This window comes from Flavobacterium sp. WC2416, assembly GCF_041200095.1.
Lineage (GTDB): Bacteria > Bacteroidota > Bacteroidia > Flavobacteriales > Flavobacteriaceae > Flavobacterium.
Window position 1 is genome coordinate 2,078,657 of record NZ_CP165626.1, and the last position, 19,296, is coordinate 2,097,952.

At 33.2% G+C, this 19,296-nt stretch carries 13 protein-coding genes; all 13 read right to left on the minus strand.

The genetic code is table 11. From position 1 onward, the window contains the following. Positions 1–15 precede the first annotated feature (15 nt). The gene (locus tag AB3G39_RS08895) at positions 16–489 is read right to left on the minus strand and encodes a hypothetical protein (protein WP_369769285.1); all 474 of its coding nucleotides are present in this window, start codon (positions 487–489) and stop codon (positions 16–18) included. After that, the gene (locus AB3G39_RS08900; RefSeq protein ID WP_369764853.1) at positions 490–1,173 is read right to left on the minus strand and encodes a peptidoglycan DD-metalloendopeptidase family protein; all 684 of its coding nucleotides are present in this window, start codon (positions 1,171–1,173) and stop codon (positions 490–492) included. A 96-nt stretch (positions 1,174–1,269) separates the two neighbouring features. Then, positions 1,270–1,527 carry a hypothetical protein gene (locus AB3G39_RS08905; RefSeq protein WP_367770512.1) on the minus strand — a complete coding sequence of 86 codons (258 nt, stop codon included), beginning with the start codon at positions 1,525–1,527 and terminating at the stop codon, positions 1,270–1,272. A 106-nt stretch (positions 1,528–1,633) separates the two neighbouring features. Further along, positions 1,634–4,042, minus strand: a complete 2,409-nt coding sequence (locus AB3G39_RS08910; RefSeq protein ID WP_369769286.1) for a thiamine pyrophosphate-dependent enzyme — start codon at positions 4,040–4,042, stop codon at positions 1,634–1,636. A gap of 186 nt (positions 4,043–4,228) precedes the next feature. Beyond that, positions 4,229–6,976, minus strand: a complete 2,748-nt coding sequence (locus AB3G39_RS08915) for an aminopeptidase (RefSeq protein ID WP_369769815.1) — start codon at positions 6,974–6,976, stop codon at positions 4,229–4,231. Between the two features lie 181 nt (positions 6,977–7,157). Next, entirely contained in the window at positions 7,158–7,886 is a 729-nt protein-coding gene (locus AB3G39_RS08920; protein WP_367753596.1) for a TIGR00730 family Rossman fold protein, read from the minus strand. Positions 7,887–8,221: 335 nt separating this feature from the next. After that, entirely contained in the window at positions 8,222–9,184 is a 963-nt protein-coding gene (locus tag AB3G39_RS08925; RefSeq protein WP_369769288.1) for a GNAT family N-acetyltransferase, read from the minus strand. Positions 9,185–9,509: 325 nt separating this feature from the next. Continuing rightward, positions 9,510–10,649 (minus strand): dipeptidase, encoded by a 1,140-nt coding sequence (locus AB3G39_RS08930; RefSeq protein WP_369764857.1) that lies wholly within the window; start codon positions 10,647–10,649, stop codon positions 9,510–9,512. Between the two features lie 291 nt (positions 10,650–10,940). Next, on the minus strand, positions 10,941–13,772 hold the full coding sequence (gene uvrA / locus AB3G39_RS08935; RefSeq protein ID WP_369764858.1) for an excinuclease ABC subunit UvrA: 2,832 nt from the start codon (positions 13,770–13,772) through the stop codon (positions 10,941–10,943). 306 nt (positions 13,773–14,078) lie between these two features. Next, positions 14,079–15,032 carry a Fic family protein gene (locus AB3G39_RS08940; protein WP_369764859.1) on the minus strand — a complete coding sequence of 318 codons (954 nt, stop codon included), beginning with the start codon at positions 15,030–15,032 and terminating at the stop codon, positions 14,079–14,081. A gap of 79 nt (positions 15,033–15,111) precedes the next feature. Beyond that, positions 15,112–16,896: a chloride channel protein gene (locus AB3G39_RS08945; RefSeq protein WP_367753588.1), complete on the minus strand. Its 1,785-nt coding sequence runs from the start codon at positions 16,894–16,896 to the stop codon at positions 15,112–15,114. A gap of 35 nt (positions 16,897–16,931) precedes the next feature. Then, positions 16,932–17,606, minus strand: a complete 675-nt coding sequence (locus tag AB3G39_RS08950; protein WP_369769290.1) for a DNA alkylation repair protein — start codon at positions 17,604–17,606, stop codon at positions 16,932–16,934. 3 nt (positions 17,607–17,609) lie between these two features. Continuing rightward, positions 17,610–19,295 (minus strand): gamma-glutamyltransferase, encoded by a 1,686-nt coding sequence (gene ggt / locus AB3G39_RS08955; protein ID WP_369754006.1) that lies wholly within the window; start codon positions 19,293–19,295, stop codon positions 17,610–17,612. Position 19,296: the final 1 nt, after the last annotated feature.

Genomic DNA, 19,296 nt, shown 5'->3' on the forward strand with positions numbered 1-19,296 from the left:
GGGATTAATTAAGTATTATTTTCTTTCAAATAAGTCTACCCAATCCATTGATTTTATTGCTGAAATTTTGTTTTCCTCATTTATATAAACTCGAAGTTCTTTATTCGCCACTTTTTTAGTATATAATGCTTTGTAACGAAAAATGGTAGTGCTTTTATTTATGTCTTTGTATATTTCCATTAACTGTAAATCTTTAAAATCACCATACCATTGTCTGTATTTTGTACATGTTTTAGACAGCTTTTCTAATGTAATATTATTTATTACTGATCTAGTTGCTTCACTTTCAGTAAAAGGTTTAAATTTTGATGTGTTGCAAGTCATTAATATGCGTTTTCCCAAATTATAGGCTCTGTCTTTTTGAAAAGTAGAGACTTCATTAATTGCTAATTTTACCGTAGTAACTTCTTCTACAATAGGTGTGTCTATTTTTTTTGATTTACATCCGGCTAATACAATAATACTTAAGATTAGAATTATTTTTTTCATTTATTGTCTTTTAATTTTTAGTAATAGGTTAGGGTCTGGGCAGTTTTCTAAATAAAAGGGTAAATCCTTTTTACTGCAAACACCAGGATAATCACCAAGATTATTGGCAATATTTTTTATAACTTGAAAATGTAAATGCGGGGAATAGTCTCCATTTACACTAGCGTCTCCTAATGTGCCTATGGCTTGTCCTTTTTTGAAAAACGCACCAATTTTTAGATCTTCTAAACTTTCTAACGATAAATGACCGTATAAAGTATAAAAAACTTGATTTTCGATTTCATGTTCTAAAATAATTGTTGGACCATAATCTCCCAAGTCAGCATTGTTTTTAAAACTATGTACTTTTCCATCTAATGCTGCCAATATTGGAGTTCCTGCTTTTATCCATAAATCCAGACCAATATGCATATTTCGCTCTGCTGTTGTGTCATCTTTAAATATGATACTTCGCTTATAAAGGTTTCTTTCTTCATTGTATCCACCATAAGCTACTTTTGAGTTATTTGTAGATAAGTAGTGCTCAATGTATTTTTCGAAAGCAACAGCATTTCCAATTGATTCTTCAGCTAATTGAATATTAGAAACAGATAAATCTAAAGGGATATATTGATTACTAGTAATAGAATCAGGAATTACTTTTACGTCTTGCGTTTGATATAGTAATTTTTCTAAAAGGGTCATTTAAGAGCTTTTTATTATGAGGTTTAAAATAAATTAAAAAAAGCCAACATAAAAAATTTACGTTGGCTTTATAACTTTTATTTAAGACTAAGTATCTTATTTCTTGATTTCAACTTTAGCATCACCACCACCAACTGTAACATTGGTTTCGCTTGCGCCGTCTTTTGTACTTACGTCTACACCATCAGTTCCTACACTTATTGAAGTTCCATCAGGATTTGTTTCTTCTGGTTCTGCTGCTGGAGTAGTTACTTCCACAGTTGTTTCGGTAGGTTGTGGTGTTTCTTCTTTCTTTTTACAAGATATAAATGCCATAATTGAAAGCATTCCTACGAGCAGTGTTATTTTTTTCATTTTCATTTTTTTTAGATTTGTGACTAATTTATTGATTCACAATATACTATTTTTATTTTTATAAAAAAAATCCCAATCGGTACTAGATTGGGATTTTAGATTTTGTTTAATATAAACTTGGAAATTTCGAAGGATTTACTTCGTTCATCATAGCATATACTTTTTCAAAAATATCTTCTGCAGAAGGTTTTGAGAAATAATCTCCATCTGTTCCATAGGAAGGTCTGTGTGCTTTTGCAGTTAATGTTTGTGGCTTACTGTCTAAATAATTATAACCATCTTGTTGTTCAATAATTTGTTGTAAAATATATGCTGATGCACCACCAGGGACATCTTCATCAATTACTAAAAGGCGATTGGTTTTGCCAATACTTTTTACAAGATCGTGATTGATATCAAAAGGTAATAATGACTGTATGTCAATCACTTCACAGTCAATTCCTAATTCCAAAAGTTCATTGGCCGCTTGTTCTACTAATCGTAAAGTGGATCCATAAGAAACTAATGTGATATCACTACCGTTTTTTATGGTTTCAACCACTCCGATAGGAGTTTTAAATTCTCCATAATTCAATGGCATTTTTTCTTTTAAGCGGTATCCATTTAAGCATTCTATTACTAATGCAGGTTCATCACATTCTAGTAATGAATTATAAAAACCAGCTGCTTTTGTCATATTTCTAGGAACTAATACATGAATTCCTCTAACAGCATTAATGATCATTCCCATAGGAGAACCAGAATGCCATATGCCTTCTAATCGATGTCCACGAGTACGAATTATTAAAGGTGCTTTTTGTTTTCCTACCGTTCTGTATTGTAATGTAGCTAGATCGTCACTCATGATTTGGATCGCATACAATAAGTAATCTAAATATTGTATTTCGGCAATAGGTCTTAAACCTCTTAATGCCATACCAATTCCTTGTCCTATTATTGTAGCTTCACGAATACCAACATCGGCAACGCGTAATTCACCATATTTCTCTTGCATTCCCTCTAAACCTTGGTTTACATCACCAATAGCCCCTGAGTCTTCACCAAATATTAAAACTTCAGGATATTTTGTAAAAATTGCATCAAAGTTATCACGTAAAATCATTCTACCATCCGTTTCTTCTTTTATATTTTCAGAATATTTAGGCAAAACTTCTTTGGCAGAAAAAACATTTGAATCAGATTCTGAATATAAGTGACTGCTAAATTTATATTGATTTTTCTTGGTGTAGCTCGTGATCCAATTGGACAATTCGTCTTTTCCTTTTTCATTAAAGATTAAACGCAATGTTTTGCGAGCAGCAATTAGTATTTCCTTTTTCAAAGGATCCTTAATTGTATTTAAATTTGTTGAATGTTTTAAGATAGCAACTTTATGTATGCTTGTTTCCGCTATTTTATTTAGTAAGGCAACTAATTCTTTTTGTTCCGCTACAATAGGCTGTATAAATGTTGTCCATGCCGCTTTTTTACCTTCAAGAACTTCTTTTTTGGCATTGGCGTCAATAGCATCAAGTTCTTCTGGCGATGCAATATTGATTGCAATCATCCATAATCTCATTTGACGAATACAGTCATAATCCTTTTCCCAGGCTAGGCGATCCGCATCTTTATATCGTTCATGAGAACCGGAACTAGAATGACCTTGTGGTTGCGTTAATTCATTAACATGAATTAAAATCGGAATGTGTTTTTCACGAGCAATAGCTGAAGCTTTTTCATAAGTCGCAATAAGATCAGAATAATCCCATCCTTTTACTCTTAAAATTTCATAACCTTTATCGTCTTTATCTCTTTGATATCCTTTTAAAATTTCCGAGATATTTTCTTTAGTTGTTTGATGTCTGGCATGAACTGAAATTCCATATTCATCATCCCAAACACTTACAATCATTGGTACTTGTAAAACTCCAGCCGCATTTATAGTTTCAAAAAATAGGCCTTCAGATGTACTAGCATTTCCGATTGTTCCCCATGCAACTTCATTTCCGTCAATCGAAAAATTTTCTTTATTCGGAATTCCAGGTACTTGTCTATAAATTTTGGAAGCTTGGGCAAGACCTAATAGACGAGGCATTTGCCCTGCTGTAGGAGATATGTCCGCACTAGAATTTTTTTGTTTTGTTAAATTTTTCCAAGAACCATCTTCATTCAAACTATGAGTGACAAAATGGCCTCCCATTTGTCTCCCAGCAGACATAGGTTCTTGTTCAATATTAGTATTGCCATATAATCCGGCAAAAAATTGTTCTACAGTCAATTGACCTATCGCCATCATAAAAGTTTGATCGCGATAATATCCAGAACGAAAGTCACCATTTTTAAAAAATTTCGCCATGGCTAGTTGTGGAACTTCTTTTCCATCACCAAAAATCCCAAATTTAGCCTTTCCAGTCAACACTTCTCTACGACCTAACAAGCTACATTCCCTACTTATTATAGCGATCTTGTAATCGTTTAATACTTCAGTTTTGAAATCTTCGAATGTTAATGTAGAATTAGTTTTTTCTTTTATCATAATTGAAAAGGGTTACTTAGCGGGACAAATTTACTTAAAAACTGGCGATTATCATAATTCATTGAAATAAATATAATTTAATTATTAACAAATAAAAACGTTTATACCGAAAAAAATATTAATTATATGTAATGAAAAATCCATATTACAGAATATAATTCAATATAAACACTTAAAATCATTTAATTAGAACCATTTTCTATTAAATAAATTGATTAATATTTTTGGTGATAAAGTAATAACGAAGCGTATTTTTTCATTGTAATTTTTCTGACTTATTTCCCAGCCGTTAGAAGAATAAACAGGAAGATACATTTCAAAATAATCAGGAACTAAATTTAGACGAATGCCACTGTCATACGAAAACGTTTCATTTTGATGTTTATTTTTTAGAAATCCAACATCACCGTAAGCCTCTATAAAATTCCAAATGGTGTAACTTCCATTCAAAGTTGTAATCCATTGATTGGCAAATGGGGTTGCTAGTTTTGACTTAAAACCACCCTCGGCTACAATTAATTGTTGACTAAAAAAACCGCTATTTTCAGATCGGCCATAATAGTTATAATCAAATAAATAATCTGTTGGTCTGTCCAAAGCAAAACTAAAAAAGTCTGAATTGGTATTATTGTATAAAAAACTACCAGCAAAAAGGCGTAAATTGATTTGACGGTTGTTTTCAAATAGTTTTCTGTATTCGAATTCTGTCGATAGTTTTCCAAATTTCTTTGATAATTGCAAATCACCCATGAAGCTTAAATGTTTGGTGATTTCGGTTTTAGTATCGTAATATTTAGCATTAAAAACCGAATAATTTACATTTGAATTGTCAAGAACAATTTCACTTTTTTCTCTGTTTACCAGTACTTGGCGTAATAGAATTAACTGTTTTCTATTGTCTCTAAAATCATTTTCCCTAAATCGCATGGTCACCATTGGATTTATTTTTAAATAGGCAGCATCAGGAGCATAATGAAAATAGGCTCCATACAAGGAATATCTTACATTGTAAAGAGAACTTTCTCTGTAATTTTGATTTACTGCAAAGGATCCAGAACCTGAAAAAGTCTGAGCTTTTGTTGAATATGCGGGATTAATATCAAAGATAAAAGGCTTTTCTAAAATGGTTTTATTATGCAACCTCAATCCAGGTGAAAACCCATCATATAGATTGTAAGTTAAAGTAGGAACATATAAAACTTGATTATAGTAAGGATCTTCAAGATCCTTCATGAATACAAACTTGATAGGACGGTTATTTGGAAAAAAGGGTTTTAATGATTTCCAGTTATTTCTTAAATTATATTCGGGTACTTCATTTTTATAATTTAAAATAATTTTATCGGCATTTTTTCTATCTATCCTATAAATGCTATCTGTATCATTGGGTTCTAACCATTTTTTGAATACAATTTCTCCGTTTTTGATGCCGTAAATAGGAACAGGGACAATAACTCCAGTCTTGTTTTTTAGTGAAAAATAAATGGAATCATTGGTTTTTGCGACAGCTGAAAATTTATAATCAATAATAGCTCTAGACTTTATAATCGTGTTAAAAAACCAATTGATATTTTTGGCTGTGTTGCTTTTCAAGATGGTTTCAAAATCTTTTTCTGTACTTTGCTTTTCCTTATTTAGAGCATAGAATTGTTGGATGCTTTTGTCTACTGAGTTTTGATCTAAATAACTGTCTAGAAAACGTAAACTTAGTCCAGCTCTATATTTACTTGCAATTTGTTCATTGAATTTTACAAGTGTATTTTTAGGATCTCCAAGTGCTTGATCTAAGTTTTTTCGAGCCATTAACATATAAAAATAGCTGTATTGTTCATTAAAATCTAAATTGGTCAGGTTGAAGCTTTTTAACAATTTAAAACTGGATGCACTTCCTAGCATTTTACTGTTTGGATGATTTTCATCGATATATTTCATCATGGTATACACCTGAATCGCATCGTAAATCCAACCGTCTTTCCTGATATCTGCGCGCAAACTATTTTTTAGGTAAACATTCAAATAGGTTTTTAGAAACTTAATTTCATACGTAAACTCATCAGAAAAGGGTCTGATAAAAGAGGGCAGCTGATTCAAACCATAAAATGGATTTCGATCGTAATCCGCCTGAGTAATCATTATTTTATCAAATGGATAGTCCCCAACGAGTGTATTTACATAATTAACTACATTGTTGATAACCAAGGATTGCTCAATGATACTTATTTTATCCTCTTTTAAATTAGTAATCACCTCAAGAGAATTATTTTTAAAACTATGAAAACTAATTTTTGGTTCTATAAAAAGACCAAAATTGAGTCTGTTTTTTCCAGTGAGCATGTAAATTGAAAAATCTTGATTTTCAATCGATGCTGTACTTTTTAAATCGGTAGTCACTTGCAGTCCTTTATTAACTTTTAGTTCAATATCAAAATCAGATACTGCATTGGCAATGTCATCGAGATTTTCATTGTTGTACACTACAAATTCATGGTTTTCATATCGGGCAGGAGTAAGGTACCATGTTTTTAAGTTCATGCCTCCCAGTCCACCATAACCATATTTTGTAAATGCATCACTAGGAATCTTGACAATATACGTAAGATGAATTGTTGTTTTTTGATGTGGCGCTAATGGCGCTCTCAACTTGACAGTAAGTACATCAGGGTTTTCTTCTGTTCTTAGCCAAGTTAAAAAAAGTTTTTGGTCATCAATTATAGTGATGTTGTTTGTGCTTCCTCTTTCGGCTTCCTTGGCCAAATGAAATCCACGGTAAAACTCATCCGAAAAACGTTTTGCCAATGGAGAATTAACATTAGAATAAGCATTGTTCCAATCATTTAAAACGATTGCTTTTAAATTGTCATCAGATTCATTAAAATAGGTAATATCCTGTTGAATATTGAACGTCTTTTCATCAGAATTAACTTCAACCACCATTTGAGAATGATGTTGCGCAAATTGTTTTATTGATGTCAATAAAGCCAAAGAAAAAAAAACGATTTTAGCGAATGATTTCAATTATGTATTCCAGATTAAATTGGATTCCAAGATACGTATATTTAGATAAAAACGTAATAAAGAACAAAAAAAAGCTGTTTTAAAAAAAACAGCTTTAGGATTAGAAATTAGGTTTTAAATTGTATTTTTTATAGAAATTGTCTAGTACTTCAACCACTTCGTCTTCGGTATCCACAATTTTAATTAAATTCAAATCATCTGGACTTACCGTTTGTTCTTTTTCGATAAGTACCGTTTTTACCCATTCTATCAGTCCAGACCAGAAACTCGTTCCCACAAGTATAATAGGGAATTTAGCAATTTTCTTAGTTTGTATTAACGTAATTGCTTCAAATAATTCGTCCATAGTACCAAAACCTCCTGGCATTACCACGAAACCTTGAGAATATTTTACAAACATTACTTTTCGAACAAAGAAATAATCAAAATTTAAATTCTTATCACCGTCAATATATGGATTAAAATGTTGCTCAAATGGCAACACAATATTTAACCCCACGGATGTTCCTCCGCCCAAGTGCGCTCCTTTATTTCCAGCTTCCATAATTCCAGGTCCACCACCAGTAATGACACCATAACCCGCTTTACTAATTTTAAAGGCAATACTTTCGGCAAGTAAGTAATACTTGTCTTCGGGCTTAGTTCTCGCCGATCCAAAAATAGAAACACAGGGTCCAATGCGCCCCATAGTTTCATAACCGTTTACAAATTCGGCCATGATTTTAAAAATCGCCCAGCTGTCATTAGTTCGTATTTCATTCCAAGTTTTTTGTTTCAAATGGTCTTGGATTACCTTATCCTCATCATTGTCAAAATCTTCTAGTCTCATATTTGTAAAATTGATAATTGAATATCAGCAACTTAGAGTTATTGATATTTAGTGTTAAAGTTATCAGGAGCTTTTTCCAGCTTTTCACTATATCTTTTCCTTGCTGAAAATAGCAAGTAAAAGGATGCCGTTGCAATCTGGGCTAGTACTCTTGGATACTAAAGTAATTCTTTTTTTAAAAATGATACAATATTGTTTTTCTTATTTTTATAGGTTTTTTTGTAAAAAGGATAGGAGGAGGGTTAAAACTGCTGTCCTACAATAAATTAGTTGGTTCTGAGCTGAAAGATATAATTTCCTGAAAAAATTAGTTTCGATTGGGTTGTTTTATTCTTTTATACGGTATCGTTCAAGATCAATTCCATTTGAATGTTACATCGTTTGTAAGGCGTTGTGTGTCCAACTATTTTTTGAAAACCCAATTTTTGGTACAATTGGATAGCTGGTTTCAAAATAGTGTTGCTTTCCAAATATATATTTGAAGCACCTAGTTCTTTGGCCATATTAATAACTGCCGTACCCAGTAAAAAACCAATATTTTTACCTTGTGCTTTGGGAGAAACGGCCATTTTTGCCAGTTCAAAATCATAGGTGTTATCATTCATTTTAATGAGAGCACAAACGCCAAGAGGTTCATCGTTGTAAAGAGCAACAACTATTTTGCCTCCTTTATTTATTATATATTCGTTTGGATTGTCTAGTGCTTTGTAATCGGCTTCTTCCATTTCAAAGTAGGTTGAAATCCATTCTTCATTAAGTGACTTAAAAGCTGATTGGAATTCAGCACTGTACTCAATAATCTTAACATTTTTACTTTCACGTAATTTTTTTTGTTCTAGAACTCTTTTAAATAGTGATTTTTGTTCTAAAATATATTCCCATTCCTCAATAGCCTCCCAAAGGTTATGGGTCGCTTCATTGATAATAGATTCTATAGCCAAATCAACATCTTTATATTGAAGACTTATTTTTTCTGAAAGTTTTATTCCTTTTGTAGTTAATGCAACTACGTTTCGGCGTTTATCATCTGAATTTAGGTTTACTTGAACTAGTGTAGCAGCAGTCATTTCTTTAATTATTTTTGTGACAGATGGTTGTGAATGTCCTATTTCATTTGCAATTTCAGTAATTGTCTTTTCTCCATCTTCTGAAAGAATAAAAAATACGGGAAACCATTTTGGAGAAAAGGTTACATCGTATAATTCATAAATTTGTGAGGCATCCTCCGTTACTTTGGCAGTCATTAAACGCAGTCTGCTACCTAAAGCCATTTTTCCAGTTTTTTCAAAAAAATCCATATACATATTTAGTTATATAATTAGTTATGTAAATGTAATAAATAAAATAATCGAGCAAAATTTTATTTTATTTTTTTGAGGATATACTAGTGAAATAAATTTCACTTCGAAAAGTAGTGCTTGTTTTTTTATTAAAAAGAAGTAATGATACACCTCCCAGATTTATTTCTAATAAAGTTATACATGTAACAAGGGATTTATTAGCACTCTTATTCAATGCTTTGTAATAGTGTTGTAAAGTTTAGGTTTATGCTTTAAGTTATTTATGAGCTTGAATTATTAAGGTTAGGATTAGGTCTCAAATACTCTATTTTAAATGATCTTATTACTTTTTTGTTGCGGCATCAAAAACACGCAAGTAATTACCACCACCAATTTTTTCAATATCATTTTGATTAAAACCTGTTTTCAATAAGGCATCTACAACAACATAATAAAAACCTTCTTTTTGTTCTTTCCATGCAGTATTAGTTGTGCCACCTTGTCTTTTAATGAAACCCTCTGGGACAACCATTTTAGTGTCAGTTCCTAAACAAACGTGGTCAATACCAATAGTATTTACCATCGCTTTTATATTTTGTGCATACTCCATCGGTGATTCGGCAAGATGTGTCCAAACTCCAATTACTCCTCCAGATTTTGCAACAATTTTGGCTTGTTTTTCACTAATGAGCCTTGGCCTCATCATTTTGGACATTTTAGGGTCGTTTCCTAATTGAGTATCAAGTCCAGTATGAGAAATAATTATGGGTTTTGTAGATAATTGTAGTGCATCATTTATGGTATCATTACTGCAATGGGTAAGGTCAATTAGAATACCAAGACTATTGCATTCTCTTATTACTTTTTTACCCATTTCTGTAAGTCCTCCAAATCTAGGGGTATCAGTATAAATATCGCCTAACGGTATAAGAGATTGATTGTCATGTAGCAATCCTAAATGTCTGACTCCTCTATTATAAGCAATTGCGATACGTTCTATTTCCCCTTCTATAAAATGACCTCCTTCTACAGACTGGATGACAATAGGTTTATTTTCTTTTTTAGCTTTTTTTAAATCATTTAAATTAAGAGCACGATTGATATCGTTTCTTTTTAAAATTTCATCCATTTCATCTAAGCAAGTGTTGAATCTTTCGTAAGCTTCACCTTCTTTTGTTAAATCAGGGCGGTCAACTTGAAAAGTCATACATACTGCTGTCAAACCTGATGTTTTCATTTGCTCGGCTAAATTATATTTCTGCCCAATGAATTCTTCTTTGCTATAAGGCACATCCATATGGCTGTGAGTGTCAATTCCAAAAGTTTTAGCTACTATTTTGGCTATTCTTGGGTCAAATTCTTTGCTGCTAGAAGCCCAACTTGAAAAAGGACTCAACACAATTGCTGTTCCAGCTCCAGTTGCACTAATAATAAATTGTCGTCTTGACCATCCTAGGTTACTGTTGTCCATGTTATCTTTCATGTATTATTAGCTTTGAGTTGTCATTAATAAGCATGCTATTTTTGAAATACTGAAAATCAACACAATTTAGCTAGGTGAATTAGCAGCATTCCTTTTTGTAAATTAATTATCTTTTGGACTTAAGATTTTTAAAAAGGTTTAATTTAAGGTTTGTTTTTTTGAAATAGTATTTTACCACTTTCTATCTAGTAAATTAATTGGCGCTTGAAGTGTTGAAAAAGCATATTTGTTTTTTCATGTATGGGATGTTAATGGATATAAAAAGGAAATCCGCCTTGCAACGGATTATAATTATTCTAATTCTTTCTTTAAAAACTGCGCCGTATAACTTTTTTTGTTTTTAATGATTTCTTCAGGAGTTCCCTTGGCAACTAGTGTTCCACCACCTTTTCCACCTTCTGGGCCGATGTCGATGATGTAATCGGCTAGTTTTATAACATCCATATTGTGCTCAATAATTAAGATGGTATTCCCTTTGTCTACCAGTTTATTAATTACAGTCATCAATACGCGAATGTCTTCAAAATGCAGGCCTGTGGTAGGTTCGTCTAGAATATAAAACGTATTTCCGGTATCTTTTTTAGACAGTTCTCCCGCCAGTTTTATACGTTGCGCTTCACCACCAGATAAAGTAGTGCTTTGTTGACCTAGCGTGATATATCCCAAACCTACATCTTGTATGGTTTTTACTTTTCTATAAATTTTAGGAATCATTTCAAAAAAAGGAACCGCTTCATCAACCGTCATATTTAATACATCCGAAATGGATTTTCCTTTAAACCGAATCTCTAATGTTTCTCTATTGAAACGCTTTCCTTGACAGGTTTCGCACTCCACATACACATCGGGCAAAAAGTTCATTTCGATGGTACGAACCCCTGAACCTTCGCAGGTTTCGCAGCGTCCCCCTTTTACATTAAAACTAAAACGTCCTGCTTTATAACCGCGTATCATACTTTCGGGAGTTTTGGTAAACAAAGCCCTGATTTCGGTAAATACTTCGGTATAGGTGGCAGGGTTAGAACGCGGTGTTCTCCCAATAGGACTTTGGTCAATATCAATAACTTTATCAATATGTTCCAGTCCTTCAATTTTCTTATATGGTTTTGGTTTTTTGACACCATTAAAATAAAAGGCATTCAAAATAGGGTAGAGAGTCTCGTTGATTAACGTTGATTTTCCACTGCCCGAAACTCCAGTGACGCAAATCATTTTACCCAAAGGCAAGTCAATAGTAACATTTTTTAAATTATTTCCGGTAGCGCCAGTCAATTTCATGAATTTTCCGTTGCCTTCTCTTCTTTTCTTGGGAATTTCTAATTTCATTTTCCCGTTCAAATACTGAGCAGTAATAGTATTGGATTGAAGTGTTTCGGCAGGTGTACCAATGCTGATAATTTCTCCACCAAATTTTCCCGCTTTCGGACCTATATCAATCACATAATCAGCTTGCTCAATCATGTCTTTATCATGTTCTACTACAATAACTGAGTTTCCAAGATCGCGTAATTGCTCCAAGGAATGAATTAGTTTTTCATTGTCTCTTTGGTGCAAACCAATACTTGGCTCGTCTAGAATATAAAGAACTCCAACTAGTTGAGAACCTATTTGAGTGGCTAATCTAATACGTTGTGCCTCTCCTCCAGAAAGTGATTTTGAACTACGGTTTAAAGCCAAATAATCCAAACCTACATTCATCAAAAAATGCAATCGATCCTTGATTTCTTTAATAACTTCGGTAGCGATTCTTTTCTGTTTATCTGATAAATGGTTGTTTAAATCATGGAACCATGCAGTCAAATCAGAAATATCCATATCACATAATTCCGCTATGTTTTTCTCGTTTATTTTAAAGAATAACGCTTCTTTTTTTAATCTAGATCCTTCACAAACGGGACATTTTATTTCGTCCATGAATTCCTTGGCCCAACGCTTAATAGTAGTTGAACCACTCTCATCATGTTGGTTTTTTATGAAATGAGAAATACCTTCAAAATCAATTTTATAATCTCTTGCAACTCCCAAAAGAGCCGAGTTTATTGTGAATTTTTCTTTCCCACCATTCAAAATCATTTCCATCGCTTCCTCTGGAATTTTTTCTATGGCATCTGTAATTTTAAAATCGTATTTCTCTCCTATGATTTCCAGTTGCTTAAAAATCCAAGAGGATTTGTATTCGCCCAAAGGCGCAAAACCCCCTGCTTTAATCGACAATTTAGGATTGGGGATAATCTTTTTAACGTTGATTTCATTTACCGTTCCCAGACCATTACAATGATCACAGGCTCCTTTTGGAGAGTTAAACGAAAATAAATTAGGCTCTGGATTTTGATAGGATATTCCCGTTGTAGGACACATTAAATTTCTACTAAAATAACGAACTTCGTTAGAATTTTGGTCTAGCACCATCAACACATTTTCTCCATGATGCATGGCTGTATTAATACTTTCTGATAATCGTTTTTGATTGTCGGGCGTGTCTTCGACTAGCATTCTATCCACAACAATTTCGATATCGTGTGTTTTATAGCGATCCAGTTTCATTCCAGTTGTAATTTCGCGAACTTCTCCGTTTACACGAACTTTTAGAAAACCTTGCTTGGCAATTTGTTGAAACAATTCGCCATAATGCCCTTTTCTAGCTCTAATTACTGGAGCCAGAATATTGATGCGTTTATTGGTAAAATCATGGGTAATTAAGTCTTTAATTTGCTCATCACTGTAGCTCACCATTTTCTCACCCGTGTTGTAACTGTAAGCATCGGCGCCACGAGCATAAAGCAAACGCAAGAAATCATATATTTCTGTAATAGTTCCCACGGTCGAACGCGGACTCTTACTAGTCGTTTTTTGTTCAATAGCAATTACAGGCGAAAGTCCATCAATTTTATCGACATCCGGACGCTCTAAACCGCCCAAGAATTGTCGTGCATAAGCCGAAAACGTTTCTACATAACGACGCTGTCCTTCGGCATAAATAGTATCAAAAGCCAATGAGGATTTCCCAGAACCCGAAAGCCCAGTTATAACAACTAGTTTCTCTCTTGGAATCGAAACATCTATGTTTTTAAGGTTGTGAACGCGTGCCCCTTGAACTTCTATGGTATTGTCTTTGTCTAACATAATTTTTGCAAAAAAGCAAAGTTAACCTTTTGATTTATTCTTTCCATAGAACACTTTAGAAGTTTATGTTAAAATGGAGTGCATTTTTTAGAAAAAAGCTGTTGTTTTTTAGGAGCAGTACGATTTAGTTTTCAATTAGGTTATCTTCCCGCTTTTCATTTCAATCTTGTGTGGCAAAACACTTGCCCCACAAGGATTTCCACTTCAATCGGGGCTAGAGAGAGGCTTTTGTTGTTGAAATGAGGAATTTGTATTGAGCACTAAATTTTTATTTGAGAGTTAAATACAAAAACGCTAACAATTGTGTTAGCGTTTTCTTTTTCTTGTAGCCATATAATTTTCGACAGCTTCCCTTGTAGTAAGCCAGTTACGACCTTCTTTGTAAGCATCTATTTTACCTTGTCTTGCTAATAAGCTAATATATTCTTGACCATAAGCCATCCCTGGCTCTTGTACAAGATTCGAAATTTCAATGTATTCATTATCATTACCAGGAAGTGCATTCAAGTAGATATTAAGCGTGCGCTCCAAAGCTTGGCACATCAATAAGGTCAATTTTTGATAATTACCACCATTGGCTTGGTTGAGTGCTTCATAGTATTTCTTGCGGTCATTTTTTAAAATGATAGCAGGAGGAAATCCACAACGCATCAATAATAAATTCATAGCTAAGCGAACCGTACGACCATTTCCATCAAAAAAAGGATGAATCCAAACGAGTTTATGATGAAAAACTGCCGCGAGCTCAATATCATTAAGACCTAGCGGATTCGTGTTGATAAAATCTATTAACTCATCTAATAAATCCGAAACTTTATTGGCATTTGGTGGAACAAAATTAGCTCCAGAAATGCGTAAACCTCCATTGCGCAAGCGACCTGCAAAATCATCTTCAATGGAACGTAAAACTAGTCCATGCAATGATAAAATATCAATACTGCGCAATACATAATCATCGTTTACAATTGAAAATAAATAATCGATTGCTTTATCGTGATTGTGTGTTTCAAAATGTTCTCGTAATGATTTTCCTTTGATGGTTATTCCTTCTTGTAGGACCATTTGAGTTTCTCTTAAACTTAGTGTGTTTCCTTCAATACTATTAGAATTGTAAGTCCATTCTATGGAAAGACTTTCTTTGATTTTATTCAAAGCGAAATTGGGCAAGGGTCTGCTGGTTTGCAAAACTTGCTTTTTTTCATACAAACGATCAAAGGTTGTTTGAAATTCTTCTCTATAGCTTAGATCTATCTTCCACATAACCACAAAGATACTCTTATTATCGGGAATATCAAAAAATCAACCTATCCGATATTAAAAATAAACTATTTTATTGAATTTATTCGATGGTCATTGATTTTAACTTGGTTCTATATGCTTCCAATGCAATAGATTTTGAAATAAATCCATGGTATTTTTCATCTTTAATAACAGGGAGAAAAGCCATTTTGGATCTTTCAAACTTATTCATAACCGTCTCCATACTATTAAAAGGATAGATAACTTCTGCAGGGGTTGACATAATATTTTTGACCAAAGTGTATTTAACACGATAAGAATTAAATATAATTTCTCGGATATGATTGAAATGAACTATACCTAATAAATGTTTTTCATTGTCAACAACAGCAAAAATCACTTGATTGGAATGTGATATTAAATCAACTAATTTTTCTAGATTTTCATCTGGAGAAATGGTTAAATAATCCGTTTGTATGATAGAATTAGTGTCTAGGGTTGAAAGTACATTGGTATCTTTATTACTTGTAAAAGCATGTCCTTTTTGAACTAAATCTTTTACGTCCATCGAATGTTTTTCAAAACGTTTTGAAATAGCAAAACTAATAGACGCCACAATCATTAGTGGGAGCATTAAACTATAGCCACCTGTGATTTCAGCAATAAGGAAAATAGCTGTTAACGGTGCATGAAACAAGCCACTCAAAATTCCAGCCATTCCTACCATGGTAAAATTACTAACGGGTAATTTTGTAAGTCCAGTTAAATTTATAAATTTTGAAAAGAAATAACCAAGATAAGAACCCAAGAATAAAGCAGGGGCAAAGTTCCCTCCATTTCCTCCAGAACCTAATGTAATTCCCGTGGCGAAAACCTTTAACATCATTGTGCAACCAACGAATGCTAGTAGAACCCAACTATTATTTCTAAAATCACTAAAAAGGGTGTTTTCTAATAATTTTCCAGGATCATTATCAGATAATACTTTAATACTTTCATAACCTTCTCCAAATAAAGTAGGGAAAATGAATATTAGAACGGCTAAAATGGAGGCACCTAGTAAAGCTTTTTTATAAGGGTTTAATTTGAGTCGGTGAAAAAAGTGCTCCGTTTTCTGAAAATTTCGGGTATAATAAATAGAAATAAATCCAGTAAATATTCCTAAAAGAATATAAAAAGGTATTTTGTGGTAATCAAAAACTTGCTGTTGTCTAAAATTTAATAAGATTGTTTCATCCAATACAATTTCGGATACAAGTGCTCCTGTCGCAGCAGCAATCATAATAGGTGTAAAAGCAGAGATGCTCACATCTACCAAAAGAAATTCAATTGCAAACAAAACTCCCGCAATAGGAGCATTAAAAGCAGCTGCAATTCCTGCAGCTACACCACAACCTATGAGTAAAGTTCGGTCTTTATAACTCAGCTTGTATTTTTGAGCATAATTAGATCCAAAAGCCGCACCAGTAACTACAATTGGGCTTTCCAGTCCTGCAGATCCTCCTAAACCTACTGTAAGGGAACTAGTAAGTATTTGTGCATACATTTGTTTTTTGGGGATGATGCTGGCCTTCTTTGCTACACCGTATAATATTTGTGAAGTTCCTTTTTCAATGGAGCCACCAAGTACTCTTTTGACTACAAAAACGGTAAGTAAAAGTCCGGCAATGGGTAAAACACTATTGATGAAACTCAATTTTAAAATTCCGTTGATATAAGTAGCAAATGAAAAAACCCAGTGGGCAAATGTTTTTAAAACAATTACAGCAAATGCTGAAGTAATACCAACTAATACGCTAGATAAGAAGATGAATTGCTTTTCTGTCAGTATGGATTGGGACCAAGCAATTATGCTTTCTAATTTAGATCTAAATTTTTTGAACATTTATCTTTATTTGAAAATGCTAAATTACTATTATTTTAAGCATTACTTAAATTTTTTAGGGCTTCTTTTTTACTCAAATTTTTTAAGGTTGCAACCGCAACAAAGTTTTTCACGGCTTCTGGATTTGTTTTGGCATATTCTCGTAATGACCATCCAATTGCTTTTTGAATAAAAAATTCGGAGGAATCTTGATGTCGCAGACAAACCTTTTTTAATAGATCAAAATTGGTTTTTGTTTTATACCCTAGTTGAAATAAAATAGCACTTCTATTCAACCACATATTTTCGGAATTTGAAAATTCAGTTACGATTAAGTGAATAGATTTTGGAAACTCAACTAAATATTGACCTAAAATATATTTAGAAATAGTATCCACACTGTCCCACCAAGAATGGGTTGTAATTAATTTCTTAATAAGTTCAATATCTTCATATTGGTATTTCCCTTTGAGTTCTTTGATTAAAATTTCTATGGCACAGTAATGAAATTCCCTTTCTTTCTTTTCAAATAAAAGTACCGCTATTGCTCTTGCGTTAGCGGTGACTTCTGTTTTGTTTTTCTTCCAAATTGCTGTAAAAAGACTTCTTCTTTCGGGCGTTTTTATCCCAAAAAAAGTAAATTTATTTTTCATGTATTTTGCCATAGCAAAACCATTTTCGGCATGGCTATTTTCTTGAAAAGTATTTTCTAGCTCACTAATAAAATGCATAATCTAAAATCCTATTGCTTTGTCATCCCCTCTAAAATCAGCACCACCTTCCAGTTTTCCATTTGGAAGTGCAAGAATAGCATCAACTTTACCGATAACAGGAGTCGTTTTTTCGTTAATCAAATACCCTTTTTCTTTTAATGTTTCTAATGTTTTAACGTCAAAAGTATTGGGTTCAAAAGTAATTAAATCAGGCAACCATTGGTGATGAAAACGAGGTGCATTTACCGCATCTTGCATACTCAATTGGTATTCATATACATTCAAAATGGTTTGTAATACCGAAGTGATAATAGTAGAGCCTCCTGGTGAACCCACGGTCATAAATAATTTTCCGTTTTTTTCAACAATCGTTGGAGTCATAGAACTCAACATTCTTTTTTCGGGAGCGATACTATTGGCTTCATTCCCAACTAATCCAAACATATTTGGGGTTCCTGGTTTTGAACTAAAATCATCCATTTCATTATTCAACATAAAGCCCAGTTCGTCACAATAATATTTAGAACCATATCCTGCATTCAGTGTTGTTGTTGCCGAAACTGAATTACCAAACTGATCCACAATAGAGTAGTGGGTGGTCTCCATGCTTTCATTATAAGTCACTTTTCCTTCTTTTATATCAGAGGATAATGTGGCTTTATCCACGTTAAAACTACTCATTCTTCCTTTTAAATAGGTGTCATCCATTAACGCTTTCAACGGAATTTTTACAAAATCTGGATCACCCAAAAAGTAACTTCTATCAGCATAAGCTCTTCTCTCAGCTTCTACAATAACTTGAATTCCTTGAGCCGAATTGTGACCCATTTTTGCTAAATCATAAGGAGCAATCATTTTCATAATTTGCGCCAAGCAGATACCACCACTGCTAGGAGGCGCCATAGAAATAATATTTAAATCTTTATATTTAAACGTAATGGGATTTCTCCATTTGGCCTCGTACTTCGCCAAATCTTCCATGGTAATAATAGCACCTTTTTCTTTTAAATAAGCTACTAATGTTCTTGCTGTTTCTCCTTTGTAAAACTCATCTCTTCCATTTTTTGAGATTCTTTTTAACGTTTTTGCTAAAGCGGGATATTTAATAGTGTCATTCTCTTTATACACTTTAGAAAGAACAGAGTTAGCTCCGTTTATTTTTGTCAGTTCCTCTCGGTATTCATTTAAGCGTTCTTCTTGTTTGTGAGTCACAATCACTCCGCGTTCAGCTAACTCAATAACAGGTTTCAAAATTTCAGCCATTGGTAAAGAACCCAATTTTTTATGCACAGCAAAAACACCAGCTATAGTTCCTGGAATTCCTATGGCCAAAGGCGTTTTAGTACTTTTTCCTTTGATTACATTTCCCTCTTTATCAAGAAACATATCTTTTGTAGCTGCTAATGGTGCTTTTTCACGGTAATCTAAAGTCCCCGTTTCTCCATTGGCTTTTCTATACACCATAAAGCCGCCACCGCCTATGTTACCTGCATAAGGATAAGCAACAGCAAGAGATAATTCTGTGGCAACCATAGCATCAAATGCATTTCCGCCTTTTTTCATGATTTCGACACCAATCTTAGAAGCTTCTTCTCGTGCCGAAACGACCATAGCTTTATTGGCAACCAGTCCTGTTGGTTTTACTGAAGTGTTTTGAGCTTTACAACCGAAACAAATGACACTAAGTAGAATAATAATTTTTTTCATT